The sequence below is a fragment of the Caulobacter sp. DWP3-1-3b2 genome (assembly GCF_049896325.1).
Taxonomy (GTDB): domain Bacteria; phylum Pseudomonadota; class Alphaproteobacteria; order Caulobacterales; family Caulobacteraceae; genus Caulobacter.
The window spans coordinates 91,280-109,268 of the sequence record NZ_JAFCUB010000002.1; the positions used below are offsets into that span (position 1 = coordinate 91,280).

General features: G+C 61.8%; 13 protein-coding genes. 7 read left to right on the top strand and 6 right to left on the bottom strand.

Going from position 1 to position 17,989, the window contains the following annotated elements; genetic code table 11:
- Positions 1-4 precede the first annotated feature (4 nt).
- From ACP7AG_RS01860 to ACP7AG_RS01870, 3 genes are read right to left on the bottom strand one after another with little or no spacing between them, the layout of a single operon-like run.
- Positions 5-1,267 (bottom strand): response regulator, encoded by a 1,263-nt coding sequence (locus tag ACP7AG_RS01860; protein ID WP_426029591.1) that lies wholly within the window; start codon positions 1,265-1,267, stop codon positions 5-7.
- Positions 1,264-1,728 (bottom strand): response regulator, encoded by a 465-nt coding sequence (locus ACP7AG_RS01865; RefSeq protein WP_426029592.1) that lies wholly within the window; start codon positions 1,726-1,728, stop codon positions 1,264-1,266. The genes ACP7AG_RS01860 and ACP7AG_RS01865 overlap by 4 nt, the downstream gene beginning before the upstream one ends.
- A complete protein-coding gene (locus ACP7AG_RS01870) occupies positions 1,725-5,189 on the bottom strand; it encodes a tetratricopeptide repeat protein (protein WP_426029593.1) in 3,465 nt (1,154 codons plus the stop codon). Before ACP7AG_RS01870 ends, ACP7AG_RS01865 begins: the two co-directional genes overlap by 4 nt.
- A gap of 359 nt (positions 5,190-5,548) precedes the next feature.
- On the opposite strand from ACP7AG_RS01870, the gene ACP7AG_RS01875 reads away from it, so the two are divergent.
- Entirely contained in the window at positions 5,549-7,582 is a 2,034-nt protein-coding gene (locus tag ACP7AG_RS01875) for a DUF3363 domain-containing protein (protein WP_426029594.1), read from the top strand.
- An 11-nt stretch (positions 7,583-7,593) separates the two neighbouring features.
- On the opposite strand, the gene ACP7AG_RS01880 is transcribed toward ACP7AG_RS01875, so the two are convergent.
- From ACP7AG_RS01880 to ACP7AG_RS01890, 3 genes are all read right to left on the bottom strand, one after another.
- Positions 7,594-8,028, bottom strand: coding sequence for a ribbon-helix-helix protein, CopG family (locus tag ACP7AG_RS01880; RefSeq protein ID WP_426029595.1), 435 nt, complete (start codon positions 8,026-8,028; stop codon positions 7,594-7,596).
- Positions 8,025-8,546 carry a DUF2840 domain-containing protein gene (locus tag ACP7AG_RS01885; protein ID WP_426029596.1) on the bottom strand — a complete coding sequence of 174 codons (522 nt, stop codon included), beginning with the start codon at positions 8,544-8,546 and terminating at the stop codon, positions 8,025-8,027. Before ACP7AG_RS01885 ends, ACP7AG_RS01880 begins: the two co-directional genes overlap by 4 nt.
- A gap of 228 nt (positions 8,547-8,774) precedes the next feature.
- Positions 8,775-9,875: an alpha/beta hydrolase gene (locus ACP7AG_RS01890; RefSeq protein WP_426029597.1), complete on the bottom strand. Its 1,101-nt coding sequence runs from the start codon at positions 9,873-9,875 to the stop codon at positions 8,775-8,777.
- Between the two features lie 1,513 nt (positions 9,876-11,388).
- Here ACP7AG_RS01890 and ACP7AG_RS01895 point away from each other — a divergent pair.
- The 6 genes from ACP7AG_RS01895 (at position 11,389) to ACP7AG_RS01920 (ending at position 17,936) form a co-directional block, all read left to right on the top strand.
- Positions 11,389-11,931 (top strand): hypothetical protein, encoded by a 543-nt coding sequence (locus ACP7AG_RS01895; protein ID WP_426029598.1) that lies wholly within the window; start codon positions 11,389-11,391, stop codon positions 11,929-11,931.
- A 248-nt stretch (positions 11,932-12,179) separates the two neighbouring features.
- Positions 12,180-12,365, top strand: a complete 186-nt coding sequence (locus ACP7AG_RS01900; protein ID WP_426029599.1) for a hypothetical protein — start codon at positions 12,180-12,182, stop codon at positions 12,363-12,365.
- 18 nt (positions 12,366-12,383) lie between these two features.
- Positions 12,384-14,171, top strand: a complete 1,788-nt coding sequence (locus tag ACP7AG_RS01905; RefSeq protein ID WP_426029600.1) for a recombinase family protein — start codon at positions 12,384-12,386, stop codon at positions 14,169-14,171.
- Between the two features lie 157 nt (positions 14,172-14,328).
- Positions 14,329-15,039 carry a chromosomal replication initiator DnaA gene (locus ACP7AG_RS01910; protein WP_426029601.1) on the top strand — a complete coding sequence of 237 codons (711 nt, stop codon included), beginning with the start codon at positions 14,329-14,331 and terminating at the stop codon, positions 15,037-15,039.
- A gap of 216 nt (positions 15,040-15,255) precedes the next feature.
- Positions 15,256-17,481 (top strand): RNA degradosome polyphosphate kinase, encoded by a 2,226-nt coding sequence (locus ACP7AG_RS01915; RefSeq protein WP_426029602.1) that lies wholly within the window; start codon positions 15,256-15,258, stop codon positions 17,479-17,481.
- Complete coding sequence (locus ACP7AG_RS01920; RefSeq protein ID WP_426011428.1) at positions 17,478-17,936, top strand: hypothetical protein; 459 nt, start codon at positions 17,478-17,480, stop codon at positions 17,934-17,936. The genes ACP7AG_RS01915 and ACP7AG_RS01920 overlap by 4 nt, the downstream gene beginning before the upstream one ends.
- Positions 17,937-17,989: the final 53 nt, after the last annotated feature.

The following is a 17,989-nucleotide window of genomic DNA, read 5'->3' on the forward strand; positions in this document are numbered from 1 at the left end:
GGATTTAGGCGGGTCCCAAGCGACTAAATCTCACCGCTAGGTCATCCAAAAGGTAACTAAGCGCAAACTCCCGGATAAAAGCAGCACTTGTGTAGGTAGCATAATGACGGTTTGAGTCACCTTTGTCAGTATCCGCGAAATCGCTCACGCTCTTCGCCGAAAATGCTAGGGGCCTCGGGTCGGCTGAATTGTCCGCAGCAACCATTACCCCGTAAACTTCCATCTCGACCCCAATCATTTTTCGCTTCTGCTCGCGAATTGATTCAACCACCGCGCCATCACCGATCACCGCAGCGCCAGAAGCAACGCCTCCAACATGCGCTCGCAAATCGTAGGTTACCTGAGGCCCACGGTAGTTTTTGCGAATCTGAAATAATGTATTAGCATCGCTAGACGCGCGTACGAGCAGGGCTCGAAGTTTTGCATCAATGCGGAGCTGCTCTGGGTCTGCGGAAAACTTTGCCGTACCTTTTACGACTTCAAATTTTCCACCACCCCAATCCCAAGATGGGTCGGCTATCAAAATATCTCCGAGCGAAACCTTTCCTGGTATGCCCGCAGCGATGCCAGCCATGGCGATATATTTCGGCCGGTACTTGGATAAAATCTTAGTAGTGAGGGTTGCCGCCGCCGCCATGCCCATGCGGTTGCTGGTGGCGACGACAACAGAAATGGCCTTCTCGCCCTCTCGAAATACACCCTCAAAGTATGACGTGGGATCGCCGGGGAATTGCCGCTCAGAGACCTCGTGCATGGCGGCTATCACCGCGTCGAACTCTTCGCCGAGCGCAGTGACAACGGCGAGGCGTACTAAGCTCTCGGAGGACGCCTCCTCGACCAAAGATCGTTTCGATTCTATTAGATAGCGAATTTTTGCGCGCAGCCGATCTCGCCAACCACCACCGTTTTCCTCGTAAACAAGGGTACTCCAGAGTTGGAGTTCCATTTCACTTCTGGAAAGGCGTTCCGCCTCTTCAAACGCGGTCAACGCGACAATATGGAACGGCGGCTTGAACCGGCCGCCCTCCCTCAGGCTCTGCAACAACTCAAGCCCACCATCCATTCTTGCTTCATCGCCAAGCCGTGGCGGCAGATGCATGTCCAGGATTAGAAGGTCGAAGCGCCGTTCGGACATTAAACGTCGTGCCGTTTGCGCGCACTCAGCGGCAAAGATGCCCTCTTGCACAATGCCAGGTACGGATTGAACGGCGTTTACAATATTTTTCAGTTTTTCAGGTCTGTCTTCAACTATGAGGATAGAAATCACCGTGAATGCCCCTCAATCACGATAGACACTGCCGATTTAAGAAGTTCTCTCCACCTACTTTGAGTGGGGTTATAGTAAATCGAGTCTATGAGTATGTCCGAAAACTCCTCTTTCATTTCGCTCGTCAATTCATCGAGCGTCACGGCGTCGCCGGTGGTCTCGAATTGCTCGAACTGAGTGACGACGATTACAGGAGTTGCGACCGCACGCCTCTTCATCTGACGAAGGAGCTCACGACCTCCGTAAACAAGTGGAGGCCCGCCCTCCTCATCGACGCTAATATCAAAGCTGGGGAGGGTCATATCCAAGATTATAAGGTCTAGATCACTCGATATAGCCGTTCGCAGTCCGGATTTGTAGGAGCGGGCCGTCCGGAACTCTGCATCGGGAAGTTGTTCGCGTAAAAATTCGATGATCTTCGCACACTTAAATGCATCATCTTCAATAACTGCGACGATCATATGAATATCCTTGCACTCTCAAATTCAATATCAGTTCTAAATGTCGTGCTATTTACGAATTTAGCCCTGATAACGCTTGTGCCGCTTAGGTCGTGCTTCAGTATTTTGACGATTTTTGGAAATCCAGATCCACCCTCCTGGGCGACCATGGCTTGCCCGGATGCGGATGAGACTTTGCCTAGACGCTCACGAAGGGCGACGTTTAGTGGCTCGAAATCAGTTTGTGGAATAACGCTGTTTTCCACTTCCAAGAGCAGCACATTCTCCCCGCCAGCAGCACGCAAGGTCACCGTGGAGCCGCTGCCTCCATGCGAGTGTGTGATGGCATTCTCAAATAGAATGAAAAGAATATCCACCATGCTCTCAAGCGTTGTGCCTTTCAGTTCGCGGTTAACCTCTATATCGCGGACCACAGTAATCTGCTTACTCTTAAAGCAACTATTGATGCTTTCAGCCGCCACATCGACCGCGATCCCAAACTCGTAGTCCGGTCGATCCGCTGCCTGTGTCAGCTTGAACCAGCCGATGATCACATCAACAGAGTTCTGCGCCTCGGTGCGGGCCGCTGCGATTGCTGAGTGCAGCGGGGCCGTCGATGCGCCAGGTAGGGACTTCACCACCTCCTGCTGCAACAGGTCCAACCTTTGAGCCAAAGCGGGCTTTACGACTCCATCGAGCTTGGAGCGAACATTTGTCAGGTTATCGTTCAAGGCTCGCCAGAACCGAGTCAGCACTATGTCGAAGAACTGCTCAAACGTAGTTCCGGTATCAATTTGCGCTTGCAGAAACAGGATCTCGTTGCGGAAGAAGGTAAAATCCAGCCAAGCCTCCGGAAATGCATCGCTTAGTATTTGGATATTTTGATCCTTGAGGGACTCAATTATACCATCTATGTCTCGCGAAAATTCCGATATAAGCAAATGCAGCGTCGCGGCCTGCATATCGTCTAACGACAATTGTTTTTGCCAATAGTTACTCTGCGTGTATACGCCGTCGTTTGCTTCCAAAAGCAGGTTGTTGAGCGAAAATGGGCTTGATAGTTGAGCCGCCAAAGTTCCGTGCTTGATGCGCGTGCTTAGGTATGTTTTGAATCCATACTCTTGGCTCAAAAGTAGGAGATTTATGACCTCACCGCATAGCTTCCGGAAGGATTGCTCACGCTCATCAATCGGATGATCTGGAAAGTGAACAATATTTTCCTTGTCACCGACGAGCTCTCTAATCGTCTTGACCATTCCGATAAATGCCTGGTCATAGTCGGGGCGCGATATGGATTCCTGAAAGCGCGAGTAGTTCTCCTTCAGTAGCTTTTCCGCATTCCGCTTTATATTTGGAACATCGACGAATATTTTACTCTTTTCAACCTGCTTTAGCCGCTCGCGCACGATGCGACGACGTGTAATTTCGCGAATTTCATCTGTGTAGGCGTCCAGATCGCCCGGATCGATCTCTGCAAGCTTCTGGCAGATTGCGATCCGTTCAAGCTCAACGGCTGAGGTATTTTCAAGGTCGATAAAAGGATCTATCGCTCTTGGCGTGCAAACATACCGCAGAAAGTATACATGCTCCGAAAGCGCGATCTCGCCTTCGGGTGTTTCAAGCTCTGAAGGTAAACGGGCTCCTTTAGCAAATACATATTCCTCGGCCGAGTCCGACTTCTTCATATCGCGGTCTGCAGCATAATATTTGCTGTAGATATTATATAGAATTGGAAGGGCAATGGTCGAGTAGGCTGCCGGAAGGCCCGTGCGTTCGGTTTCCAGCAGCAATGCAGGAAGGTCAAACAGCCGGTAAGAGGTTGGGATTTCCAGGCACTGGGTGGCCACTAGGGCCAGTGCATCTGTATGGTCCTGGAGCGCGCGAAGGCAGACGGCCTTGCCCTTGGCGGCAGCCAAGCGGTCGGGCATACAATTCGCCTTGAGTGCGCGAGAATACGCTTCAGCGGCCTGGCGAAACTCGCCCCTCTTTCGCGCAAGATGGCCTCGATATATGTCGATCCGCACTTCGGGTACGCCAAGCTCGACTGCAGCTTGCAGGTCGCTCTCGGCGAGGACCGCAAGGGCCCTTTGAAGTCTGATCGCAGAAGAGTTTGGATTGGATCTATAGGCGCGCCCCAAGGCTGCAGCATCGGGGAAGGCTCGATCCAGCGCCGCCCAGTGCCAGGGGGATCCAGTTTGGCTACACGCTGCCGATTGAGCATCGACTTGCGACCAATGATCTTCCTTGTCCGGCTCAACCTCTCGGGCCAGGAATGAACCCGTAGCCCAAACGACGTAGGGGACCGTGGCGACGTGAGAGGTGCGCTGTAAGCGATTTAGCGCCTCTTCGTAAGAGGAGTTTCTGAGGAATATCGCTGCCATATCGGCAACAATCCGAGCCCAAGGAGCGGTCTGGTCGAGCGCGGGTGCATCTTCGCAACGACCAAATGATCGCGCACAAATCTCGTAAAGGTGCGCCTTAGACGGCTCGCTTGTCAGAATGATTAGGCACTTCTGTAGCGCGCTCTCATATCGCCCCAAAGAATATTCGTCGAAGATTTCAAGCTCGGCAGTTTCTGCTAAAGGAGTATCTTTTCGGGCTCCATCTGCAATCGCGATGATATTTGATAGATCGCTGCCAGGCAACGCATTGGCAAGCATCGATAAGTCGGGGAGAGCGACCTCTGGGATGCTCTGACCCAACGCGATTAGCCGTGAAAGAACGTCTTTTAGTGCGACGTATCTGTCTATGACTGACGACGTCTCGCTAAATGCGATAATCCCAGTTATGTTTTGAACATCGAAGCGATGATATCTATCGATATTCCACCTTAAAAACGCTCCGTAGCCAGAGTCATCATTGATGGCCTGCGCATACCGATCCGCATATGAGTAAAATCGGCTTATTGATACTTCAGGATCGACCTTTTGCGATTGAAACCACGCTATAAGTTCAGCTACACCATTGTCGCTATTTGCAGCCACAGAACTCACAAAAGCTTCGAGCTGTGTAATGTCGCCAATTTCAGATAGAAGGTGAATCTTCTGTTCAATGAGCCATTTCGATTGTCCGAATTCGGCGCTGATGCGGTCCAGGGTGAGCGCAGCAGCCGCCAATTTGCCGCCCATTAATTGGTTGTAGAATTCCCGCTCGAGGTTAGAGAACCTTCCAAGCTGATCACCGTACTGTCGCAAAGCGCAGGCGTCCCACACCAGTGCTTTTTCAATGGAAGTCCTCGCCAGAACATATTCTTTAGTCGCTGGCGCATCGGCTGAGGGAAAGGGAAGCTTTACGATTTGCGAACGCACCGAAGGGATTCGCCAGTACTCTGATATAAATGGACCTATTTCCTTAGCAGATAGCATCTGCCTTACCCGGCTCAAGCCGAGGCGCAGATTTGGGAAGGAGAAGAGGGCATTGCGGATGGCCCTTCCATCCAGGGTCGTGCGCTTGGCTTTGTCAGCTCGTTTTCGCGATTTCATTCCTACCTACGACCTACGCCCTACGACAAGGCAACGCCCGAAGTGCCTCTTTGAAGATTCATCGAGATTGTCTCAATTTCGGAGCTTTGCAAGCCAAGCTACGCAGTATCCACATTTACGACGCTGGCGTGTGTTCGGTAGAGCGGCCGCGAACCAGCCAACCAGCCAATTTCTTGACGGCAAGATTGAAGCATCCGGCCCATGTGGGCGCGATGCGATTGTCTGCACACTGGATTTTCCGGGGACACCCCCTGGGGCGTGGTCTTGGCGAAACCGCCGAGAGTTTCTTTTTCAACGCGACGACCCTCCCTAAATTCGTTCGCCATTGAATCCCGGCCAAGCAGGCGCATGGTTTGGCCATGGACGACCACCTGCTGGATTTCGAGATGCGCCCCGGCCGCATCCGCAACGACGGCCGGCAAACGGTGGGCCGCGCAGGCCGTCTAAGCCGCGTCGTCGCCAAGCGTGGGGGCAGCGGACAACGCGGACCGACGCGGACCGGCGGCAAGACCAGGGCGCCGAACACCCCCGGCCGCTGCTCGCGGATCGGCCGAGGCCAGGACGCCGCCAACGGCCTCAAGCGTCAGGCCGCCCAACGCCATGCCAGCGGCTATCGCTCGCGCCGCGTGGTGGTGAAGGGCCGCATCGTCGGCTTGAAGGCCGGCAGCAAGGCGGCTGGCGCGCACCTTCGCTACCTCGTCCGCGACGGCGTCAGCCGTGACGGCGAGCCGGCCAGACTCTATGGCGCGGACTCCGACAATGTCGATGGCGCCGCCTTCATCGAGCGCGGGGCCGGCGACCGTCGCCAGTTCCGGTTCATCGTGGCTCCGGAGGACGGCGCGGAGCTGTCGGACCTGCGGGCCTATACCCGCGAGCTGATGGACCAGATGGAGATCGACCTGGGCACGCGCCTGGACTGGGTCGCCGTCGATCACTTCAACACCGCTCACCCGCACACCCATATCGTCATCCGGGGTGTCGATGATCGGGGCAAGGACCTGATCATCGCCCAGGACTACATCACCGCCGGCCTTCGCCACCGCGCCGAGAACCTGGCCACCCTGGAGCTAGGCCAAGAGACCGAGCTTGAGGTCAGGCGCCAACTCCAGGCCGAGATCGCCGCCGAGCGCCTGACCCGCATAGATCGGGCGATGATCCAGGATCTCGACGCCAGCCGATCCCTCGACCTTCGCCCGGCCTCGGGACAGGTCCGCGCCGAGGCCGACGCCACCTTACGGCTTGGCCGGCTGAAGACCCTGGAAGGCATGGGCTTGGCCGAGCAGACCGCGCCCGGCGTCTGGACCCTGTCCAACGATATCGAGCCGACCTTGCAGGCGCTGGGCGAGCGCGGCGACATCATCAAGGCCATGAGCCGGGCGCTCAGCCGCCGGGGGCAATCGCGCCCGGCCGAGGCCTTGGTCATCGACACCGATGGCGAAGGCTCGACACCCAAGGTTGGCCGCGTCATCGACAAGCGTCTGGTCGATGAACTGGACGACCGCATGGGCCTGATCGTTGATGGTCTCGACGGCCGGGTCCGTCACGTCGAGGTCGATGGCGACGCGGCGACCACCATCCCCATTGGCTCCATCGTCGAGACCGGCGCGCGGCCGGCCAGCCGACCAGCCGACCGCGCCATCGCCAGCCTCGCCGAGGATGGCGTCTATCGGCCTAGCGACCACCGCCAGCGCCTGGAGAGCGGCGAGATGCGACTCCCACCCGGCGCCAACGCCGACGATCTCGTCGAGTCCCATGTGCGCCGGTTGGAAGCCTTACGGCGGGCCGAGGTCGTCGAGCGCCTGGACGCCGACCATTGGAGCGTCCCCGACGACTTCCTGGCCCGCGCCGAAGCCTTCGAGGCCGCACAGGGCCGCCGCGCCCAAGTGCGGTTGCTGTCGGCCTTCGACCTGGACCGCCAAGTCAGCAGCGACGGCGCAACCTGGCTGGATCGCCAGTTGGTCGGCAAGACCCCGCCCGAGGCCGCACCGAACGGGTTCGGCGGCGAGGTCGGGCGAGCGCTGGAGCGTCGCCGCGACATACTCGTCCGCCAGGGTCACGCCAGCCACACCCGGGACGGCGGGTGGCGGGCCAAGCCGGACCTTCTGCGTACCCTGGAGCGCCAGGAGGTCGCCAAGGTCGGGGCGGCCTTGGCCAGGGAGAAGAACCTGCCGTTCCACGTCCCAGAGGCCGGCGAGACGGTGAAGGGCCGGCTTGCAGACAGCGTTCAATTGGCGTCCGGCAAGTTCGCGGTGATCGAGGGGAGTTATGACTTCAGCCTCGTGCCGTGGCGACCGGCGCTTGAGCCGCATCGAGGTCAGCAGATCGCCGGGATCATGGAACCCGGCGGCGGCGTGACTTGGCAGCTTGGGCGAAGCCAAGGCCTTGGCATCTAAGCGGGGGCCTGTCAGGCCTTGGGCGCGCCGTCCTCGTCGAACTGGCCGCCATTGGACTCGAAAGCCTGATCGGCCAGCGACGCGCCGCTGGAAAGCCGCCGTCCCAGCGCCTCAAGGAAGCTAGCGTAGCGCTTTTGCCCCAGCGCCTGCACGGCGGCTTGATCGCCTGACGTGACGATCGGCGTCGTCCCCAGCCAGGTGCGGATGAAGATTGCCAAGGCCTCGTTGCTGACCTGGGCCTCGCGTTCGACGCGCTCGATATGCCGGTTCATCCGGTCCAGTCGCCGCAGCAGCGCCGCCTCGGTGCGTTCGGCGCCGTCCGGCGACAGGAACGAGGCCACCGCCGCGCGGACGATCTCCGACTTTGGCCGCCGCATGCGGGCGGCCGTCTTGTCCAGCTCCTTGGCGAGGTCTGGCGGTAGATAGACCTTGGTCTCGACTTTCATCGGGGATCTCCGGCGCCCGCCAGGAGGTCGTTGTCGTCGGTCAGTCCCAGGCGCTTGCGCATCAGCCAAGCGCGATGACGGACGCGGGTGTAGGGCGATGGGGTTTGCGCCACGGCGATGCGCCCGCCGACATGGCGCCAGTGATCAGGGGCGACGCGTTCGGGACGCAGGCCCTGGGCTTCGATGGCGTCGATCACGGCCAGGGCGGCATGGACCTTCACCCAGGTCTTCAGGTCCAGCAGGATCTCGGCGCCGGGGGTGACGAAAGGAACCGGGGCGAAGGGCTCGCCGGTCGCCACGGCCCGCAGGACCCAGAGCCGCGATAGGGTCGTGCCGTACTGGCCGGCTTCCCAGTGGACGACGGCGAACACCGCACCAGGGGCGAAGGAGACGACGCGGCGGCGGCGGTCGATCAGGCGTTCATCGACGGTACGGCCGAAACGTATCCAGCGCTGAAACTGACCCTTGAGCCAAATCAGTTGAACTTCGGTCGGCGGCGATGGAGCGGATGGGGGCATGGCACCGCCATGGTCGGCCCAACGCTCACGGCTTCAAGGGGCGGCGAAGCACCGTCGTAGAAAGACAGGCTATAGGAAAGAAACGGCGGGTTTCTCTACGCATAGACCATCGCCTTATCCAACCTTCCGGCATTGTGCCCGATGTCCGGTCACAGGCGCAGGGCTGATTTCCGGACCCGACCCATCTAAGACGCCTCAAACGTCTGCTTTTGTGGCCGCGCAAATGGCCTACGGGTTCGGTCTACGCTCCGCGCGGGCCTTCGCGCCGCGTCCCGTTAGCGTCAACCCCTGCTGGTCGAAGGTGACGTCGAGGTCGGCCGTATAGGCATAGAATCGGTCTGTGCCATTCGGCAGCCAATATATGGCGGGCTGGTCATCGACCTGGGCCGACAAGAGATTATTGAACGCCGGCTTGATGGTCAGGCTTCGTCCATCCGGCAGCGCGTAGAGGCCGGTGTACCGGGCCAGCGTCTCCGGGGACAGTGCCGCGTACGGCAAGTCGATCGGCACGGTGGGCGGCAACACGAAGCGGAACCCGTCGAGCATTAGGTTCGGGTAGTAGGAGAGGTGGTTCTCACCAGGATAGGATTTGGCCTGCAGTGCAATGCCCGGCTTCGCCTTGAACGCTGCGGTCAACGCGGTGAAGCCCTGCCCCATCAAGCGCTTCTCTGCGACCGTGGAGTCCTCGGCGCCGCCGACCGCCAGGAAGACCCTCGGGCCATGCGCTCTGGACGTCGCCGTGGCGACCCGATCCACCAGACCGGGATCGCGCGGGACCACAACGCTGCCGATGATGTAGCCAGCGAAGGCGTCGGGATTGTCCGCGAAGACGTTGGCGGCGAATACACCGCCGAGCGAATGGCCGAAGAGCACAGAACTTGCCGGATCGGCCGGGTACCTCGCTTCGATAAACGGCTTCAAGTCCTGAAGGAGGAACGCCTCGAAGGCCGCGCCACCGCCGCCCAGGGTTTTCCCGTCCACGGTGAAGGGGTGGTGGGTAAAGTCGTTGTTTCGGGAAGCCGGCTGGCCGGAGGCGAGGCGAAGGCTGACGACGATCGCGGGCGCCATCATGGCGCGCCCGCTGAGGAAGACGCTGTTTGATCCGGCTAGTTCGTAGCCCCCGTCCAGCACATAAATCGCTGCCAATTTCTGGCCGGCCAGAAAGACTTTGGCATCGGGAAGCTGAACGCTGACCTCATAGTTGCGGCCCAACCGGTCGGAGTGGACGATGAGTCTCGTCGCGTTCTGCTCACTAATGGAGGCTTCTGACACGACCGCTAAGGGATTGGCGACCGCCGCTGACGCCAGCACCGCAAGAACGATCGACAAGCAAGTCGCTAAGGTCCTGCGCATAACCCCTCCTGCATCTCAAGGTGAAGCTGGAGGTCTTTGATGTCCGAAAGGTGGCCCGGTGGAGATTTCTGCTCACCAACTAGTCGGACGTTCATCGCGGTACGGGCTACCGCTTTCGGACACTGGCTTCGGGCGTAAAGAAGCTGCCCTGTAGTGGAATGGCGCAAGGTGATTTTCCGAGCCGAACTGTGCCCTCCCGGTCCTTCGGCTTTCGGCCGATACCGAAAGGCACCGAACACTTGAAAAACGATACGCTTGCGCTGCCCGGTGTCATTGCACCTGGGGCTGCATCCCTCACGACCGAACCAGACGGTCCTGCGGCAGCGACTTCATCGAAATAGGCCCGCTTTGCCGGATCGATCGGCGCATCGTAGCTTGGAGCGGATGCGCTCAAACGTCCGAGCTTTTCCAAGCACTTATCACGTTCATCCCGCGACAGACGCGCCCCTGCATTGGTGCAGCTTGTGCTCGTGTGGAGCGCGGCCTGTAGTTTGCTCGACGAAGGGGCGTTGGCCGCTGTTGAGCCGGGAGAACCACCAAGGGTGGTGACCGCCGAGGGTGAGGGCGGGGCAAACTGAACCCCTCCGTCTGACGCTGATTGTTCGAGGGTGGGCATCTCATCTCTAGCCAGCGCTCTCCGCTCTGGCGTGTTGGCTGGCGTCACGTCAAAGCGCCTTGGCCGAACTAAATCGACCGACATGGTCACAGGTACTGGCTCGTTTCCAAAAAAATTGGGTGACGCGGAATCGGCTAGCCATCCGAAAACGGCGAGGTGGAGTAGAAGGGAAAGCCCAACCACCAGAGATTGGCGGGTTCGCCGCCGCTGAACTGCAGACATGCCAACCCAACTTCCTAGCCCAACCTAGGCTTGTGGTCGGCTGTGTCGAAATAAGGGCGACGTTAGCGGTCTATCGACATTTGGCGCATCAGTCCGTTGCCCACCCCTCAGCCGCCCTTCGGAATGTCGGCTCACCGGTCATTAGGCGGAGGAAGTGCCGGGCGGAGATCGCCCCCTCAAGGGCGGCTTCGCCGCCGCCTGCGGCGATGCGCTTCGCGCACCCTTGACCGGCCGCTCTCCGCCCGGCTTGGGCTCGGCATGCGGTTTAAGCCGGATCAGGCGCGTTCCGCGCCTGCGGCTTAACCGCAGAGCTAAGCCTTCAAGCGGACGCCCAGGCCACCACCCGACGTTGGTTCATCCGCGCCGAGGAACACGACGCCAGCATCTTCGAATGCCCTACGGACCGCCTCAACATTCGCCGGGGTGCTGCGGCTGGGACCGAGCGGCCCCTCCATTCTACTGATCGTGGGCAATGACAGCTTCGAGGCCTCGGCCAGTTTAGGCTGACTCCAATCAAGGAGGGCCCGAGCTGCCCGAATTTGCGCCGTCGTAAGCTGGAATGACAATTTTCACCTCGTTTGATGATTTTCTATTGATTTGAAACGCGTTATTTGATAGAAAAATCATAACCTCTGAATCAGGACCAACGCTATGGGCCAGCGCCAAAAGGCGGGCGACAGCACGCGCCTGCCTGCCATCTCACGTCGCGCCGTGATCGGCGCAACCGCTGCGTTGCCGTTGGCGGGGCCTGCGCGGGGATTGGCGCCCGTAGGGGCGGCCGAGATTCCCGCGCAGTGCGCCAACTGGATCGCGTTGGACCTAGAGATTGATCGCCTCGCTTCGCGCTGGTCGCAGCTTGAGACCTTGGCGGTCCGCCAGTTCGACTACTTCAGGCTAACCGACGCTCAGATCAGCGCTTTGCCCATGGGGCCGGAAATGGACGCCACCGACGCCGAATGTCGCCGTCTTGGCGATGTACGCGAGGAGGCGCTGAAGCCCCTTGGCAAGCTCACGCCCCAGACCATTCAGGACGTTTCGGCTCAGCTTGCCATTGCCTATCGCATCCTTGACTTCGAGCGCGGCGACGCTTGGCCATTCGTGCGACAGGCTTGGACGTTCCTGTCCCGCTCTTACTGTCCCGGCTGTGGCGCGGCTTACGCGCCCAGCGGATCGTTGCGGGTTGAGCCGCAGTGATTTGGGGGGCGAACCCCAGAATGCTGCGCGTCGCCACCGGGTTTGTTGCCGGTTTGGCGCGTCTTGAGGGGCTGGTGGGAAAAAATCTCGATTTACTCTTTCGGTTTCCAAAGGCGCCGCCAGTATCCGGCGGGCCTCCCGGCGTATCCCGCAGTTCGATCCAAGCCCTTGTTTCGGCTGATGACCTTGCGTTGACCGATACCAAGACGCGCCCAACGCTTCTGGCTCCTGCCCCCAAGGAGCCCCGCATGGACGACGCCCCACGTCCCTCGTCAGGGACGATCATTCCCGCCAACGATGAGCCTTCCACCCCTCCCGAGTTCGACGCCGTGGTCATGACCCTGGCGCGATTGCTGGGACGGCAGATGGCTCGCGAGCAATTCCTTGCGGCTCAAGAGGCCGCCAACGCCCCAGCCGGTGACGGCGATTCCTGAGAGCCTGGAGGTTCGATCATGTCCCGCGTCGCGCTCTATGCCCGCTACTCCGACGACAAGCAGTCGCCGCACTCGATAGACGATCAGTTCCGTATCTGCCGGATGCACGCCGACAAGCAGGGCTGGCCGGTGGTCGAGACCTATTCGGACGCGGGAATTTCCGGCTCGACGGTGATCTTCCGTCCCGGCTTTCAGGCGCTGCTCCGCGATGCTCTGGCCGGCAAGTTCGACGTGGTGGTCGCCGAGGCCTTGGACCGGCTCAGTCGGGATCAGGAGGACATCGCCGCCGCTTTCAAGCGTCTGCGGTTCGCGGGTGTGCCGATCGTCACCCTGTCAGAGGGCGAGATCAGCGAATTGCATGTCGGCCTCAAGGGCACGATGAACGCGCTGTTCCTCAAGGATCTCGCCGCCAAGACCCATCGGGGTATCCGGGGGCGCGTTGAGGCGGGCAAGGTCGGTTGCGGCAACGCCTATGGCTACAAGGTCATCCGCACCATCGACGAGGCGGGCCGGGTCTCAACCGGCGAGCGTGAGATCATCGCCGATGAGGCGCAGGTCATTCGGCGTATCTTCCGCGACTACGCCACCGGCAAGAGCCCGCGCCGTATTGCCATCGAGTTGAACGCGGAGGGCGTGCCCGCGCCGTGGGGCGGCCGGTGGAGCGACACCTCGATCCGGGGCAACCGGGCCTTGGGCTCCGGGATCATCAACAACGAGTTCTATGTCGGCGAGATGATCTGGAACCGGCGTCGCCGGATGAAACACCCCGACACCGGCCGGATCACCCTGCGGTTCAACCCTGAGAGCGAGTGGGTTCACGTCATGGCGCCGCACCTCCAGATCGTCAGCGATGAGCTGTGGGCCGCCGCGCGGGCCAAGCAGTCCAGCCTTGTCCACGTCTACGAGGAGAACATGGCCAAGCACCGCTCGGCCCTAACGGCCATGCGGCGGCCCAAGACCCTGCTGTCAGGGTTGATCGTCTGTGGTGTCTGCGGTGGGACGGTCGCCAAGCGATCGGGCAATCGGTTCGGCTGTTCCAACAACGCCCTTGGCAATGGTTGCGCCAATGGCCGCACCATCGTCCGCGACCGTCTTGAGGAGCGGGTTCTCAAAGGGCTAAAGGAGCGTCTGGTCACGCCCGACGCCATCGCCCAGGCTATGCGGTCGTTCATCGAGGAGAGCAATCGCCTCAACCATCAGCGCCGCGCCACGCGCGGGGGTGACGTGCTACGCTTGGAGAAGGCCCGCAAGTCCATCGCCGGCATCGTCAGCGCCATTGAGGACGGCGGCTATACCCGCCCGCTCATGGAGCGGCTGAAGGGGCTGGAGGCTGAGGTCGAAGGGTTGGAGGCCAAGCTCGCCGAACCCGTCGCCGACGTGCCCGATCTTCACCCCAACATGGCCGAGCTATACCGGCGCAAGGTCGAACGGCTCAGCGAAGCGCTCAGCCAGCCCGAGGAGCGCAACGAAGCGGCCCAGGCGTTGCGGGCGGTGATCAAGGAGATTATCCTCACGCCCGGACCCAATCGCGGCGAGATCTTCGCCGAGCTACGCAGCGAGTTCGAGACGCTTCTCCAGTGGGCTCAGGACGACGGAGGCCAACGGCGCAAGGCCGTTGGCGGGTTTCTAGGGGGACCGCTATCCGTCTCGGCTGACTCTCGGGCGGGAATGACGGACGTTGGGGGAAAGGGTGTGTGTCCCTGTTTCTCCTTGACCGGGTCCGTGAAAATTGGACAACCAGTCAAACTCAGCTTTCGCAAGCACGCGCTAACGGCTCACCGAAGCGCTAACAGTTTGTCGTGGTAGATCACTAAGCGCCTGCAATTGCAGGCGCGTTTTTGTTTGAACACTCCATCCACACCTCCCCGCCCCTCATCCCCAGCCAAACCACCCTCCCACCTCGCCCTCCCCGGCAACGCGCCCTATATGTCCGCCACCAGAGTAACCCCAACCGGACGCCGCCTTGCCCCGACAGTTGCGACTGCCGCTGACCACGCCGCCCGCCTGGGACCGGGAGTCGTTCGCGGCGTCGCCGACCAGTGGCCAGGCCCTGGCGGCGCTGGACGGCTGGCCGGGCTGGCCCGAGGGGCGGCTGGCCCTGGTGGGGCCGGCGGGGACGGGCAAGACGCACCTGGCGCGCGACTGGGCGCGGCGCTGCGGGGCCGTGGTGATCGCGGCGGCCTCCCCAAAATCCACTGGCGGGCATGCGCCGCTCGACCTGGCGGCCCTGCGCGGCCGGCCCTTGCTGGTCGAGGACGTCGATCGCCGGGCGGACGGCGACCTGGTCGACGACGAGACCCTGTTCCACCTGATCAACATGGCCGGGGTCGATGGCGGCAGCTTGCTCCTGACCGGCCGCCTGGCGCCCGTGGCCTGGGAGGCGGGCGTGCCCGACCTGCGCTCGCGGCTCAACGCGCTGAGCGTGGCCCGGATCGAGGAACCCGACGACCTGGTGCTGGCGGCGGTGCTGCGGCGCGGTTTCGAGGCGGCGGGCATCCGGCCGGCGGCGGATCTTTATCCGTATCTGATGGCGAGACTGCCCCGCTCCGCGCCGGCGGCCCTGGCGGCGGTGGCGGCGTTGGACGAGGCGGCCAGTGATCAGGGGCGTGAGGTGAACAAGGCGCTGGCGCTGGCGGTGCTGGATTTTGGGGATGTTCCGGGCGACGAGGACTGAGGCTCACTCACTTGCCCCCACCTGACCGCTTCGCGGTCTGTCCGCCCCCATAGGGGGCGGAGCCTTAAGTACGGCGCCGGCGACTGAGCTCTTCCCCCTATGGGGGAAGACGACCGCGAAGCGGTCCGTAGGGGGCAAGCGGGTGAGCCACCGTCGCCAATGTCTTGCTCCTGTCACTACCCTCGGTCACTCTGTACACAGTAACCGGAGCCCCCCATGACCGACGCCGTCGCCCTCGACCTGCCCGCCGCGCCGACCCCGGCCGCGCCGGACCTCGCGGGGTTGCGGCTGGACGAGGATCTGCTGGCCTCGCCCGAGCGGTTCTTCAACCGCGAGACCTCGTGGCTAGCCTTTAATGAGCGGGTGCTGGAGGAGAGCGCCAATCGCCGCCATCCGCTGCTGGAGCGGCTGCGATTCCTGTCGATCTCGGCCAATAACCTGGACGAGTTCTACATGGTCCGGGTGGCCGGCCTGAAGGGCCAGGTGCGCGAGGGCGTGCGGGTGGTCAGCCAGGACGGGCTGACGCCGGGCGAGCAGCTGACGCGGATCAACACCGCAGCCGCCGAGCTGATGGCCGAGCACCAGCGGATCTGGCGCGACCTGCGCATCCAGCTGTGGGACGAGGGTCTCAAGCTGCTGGACGCCAAGGACATCGAGGACGCCGACCGCGAGCGGGCCGAGGAGCTGTTCCTGTCGCGGATGTTCCCGGTGCTGACGCCCCTGGCCATCGACCCGGCCCACCCGTTCCCGTTCATCCCCAACCTCGGCTTTTGCCTTGCGCTCAAGCTGCGGCGGATCGCCGACGACAAGCACCTCTATGCTTTGGTGCCGGTGCCCAGCCAGGTGCAGCGGTTCTGGGAGCTGAGCCAGGCGGCCGGGACCAAGACCCGCAAGCGCGAGCGGCGGATCGTGGCCCTGGAAAGCTTCATCATCCTGTTCCTCGGTCACCTGTTCCCCGGCTACGAGGTCGAGGGTCGGGGCCTGTTCCGCCTGATCCGCGACAGCGACCTGGAAATCGAGGAAGAGGCCGAGGACCTGGTGCGCGAGTTCGAGGCGCGGCTGAAGAGGCGGCGGCTGGGGCGCGTGGTGCGGGTCAAGATCCAGACCACCATGCCCGAAGACTTGCGCGACTTCATCATCGAGGGCCTGCGCGCCGCGCCCGAGGACGTGATCATGGTCGACGGCAAGCTGGGCCTGGCTCAGATGGCCGAACTGATCCCGCCCGACCGTCCGGACCTGAAGTTCAAGCCCTACAACGCCCGCTTTCCCGAGCGCGTGCGCGACCATGGCGGCGACTGTTTCGCGGCGATCCGCGAGAAGGACATCCTGGTTCACCACCCGTTCGAGAGCTTCGACGTGGTGGTGCAGTTCATCCGCCAGGCGGCCCGCGATCCTAGCGTGCTGGCCATCAAGCAAACCCTGTACCGGACGTCCAAGGACAGTCCGATCGTCGCGGCCCTGATCGAGGCGGCCGACAACGGCAAGAACGTCACGGCCCTGGTCGAGATCAAGGCGCGGTTTGACGAAGAGAATAACCTGAAATGGGCGCGCGACCTGGAGCGGGCCGGCGTGCACGTGGTGTTCGGCTTCGTCGACTGGAAGACCCACGCCAAGCTGTCGGTGGTGGTGCGGCGCGAGGGCGACGCCCTGCGCACCTATTGCCACTTCGGCACCGGCAATTACCATCCGCAGACGGCGCGGGTCTATACCGACCTTTCGCTGTTCACCTGCGACCCGGCCCTGGGGCGCGACGGCGGCAAGCTGTTCAACTTCATCACCGGCTACGCCCAGCCGCACGGGCTGGAGAAGCTGAGCTTCTCGCCCGAGACGCTGAAGCCGGATTTGCTGCGAATGATCGCCCACGAGGCCCACAACGCTCGCGAAGGCAGGCCGGCGGCGATCTGGGCCAAGATGAACGCCGTGGTCGATCCGCAGATCATCGACGCCCTCTACAGCGCCAGCCAGGCCGGGGTGCAGATTGACTTGGTGGTGCGCGGCATCTGCTGCCTGCGGCCGGGCATCAAGGGTCTGTCGGAGAACATCCGTGTCAAGAGCATCGTCGGCCGCTTCCTGGAGCACAGCCGCATCGTCGCCTTCGCCAATGGCGGGGCCATGCCCAGCCCGCAGACCCGGGTGTTCATCAGCTCGGCCGACTGGATGCCGCGTAACCTGGACCGCCGGGTCGAGAGCCTGGTGCCGGTCGAGAACCCCACCGTGCACCAGCAGATCCTCAACCAGATCATGGTCGCCAACCTCAATGACGAGGCCCAGAGCTGGACCCTCGATGCTGAAGGACGTTACACCCGCGACCCCGCCTGGGATCGCAAGGGCGCCTTCTCGGCCCACGAGTATTTCATGACCAATCCCAGCCTGTCGGGCCGCGGCCACAAGGTGAAGGACCTGCCGCAGGCCTTCGACCACGTCGGACCGCGCCGTTCTTGAGGCGAGTTCTCGTTGTCCTCGCCGCCCTGACCCTCGCCTCCTGCGGACCCAAGCCCGCCGAGCAGGCGCGGATTTGCGCGATCTTCGCCCTGCCCGGCGTGCCCGGCGACAGCCAGGTCGGCGACGCCTATGACCTGGCCTGGGCCAAGGCGGGTGAGCGCGCCCTGTTCAAGTCGGGGGCGATCTACGGGCCCGGCTGGCAGGTCTTGAGCCACGGTCACTCCTGGGGCCGCTGCCCAGTCCGCGCCAAGCCGATCGAGCATCTGCTGATCAGCCCCGACCACGGCTACGCCATGACCAAGGGCGGACGGCGGGCGAACGGTCACCCAACCAGCTTCGGCGCCTGTTATTACCAGAAGGGCGAGGCCGGCTGGCGCCTGCGGGCCTGCCGAAAAACCCTAAACGATCCCGTGCCGCTGGTACCGTTCAAGACCGCCAAGCCCCCCGCGTCCTAGTCGTCGACCCCCTGGGGAGCGGCGCGAGCTTTTTGCCCATGCCACCTTTCCCT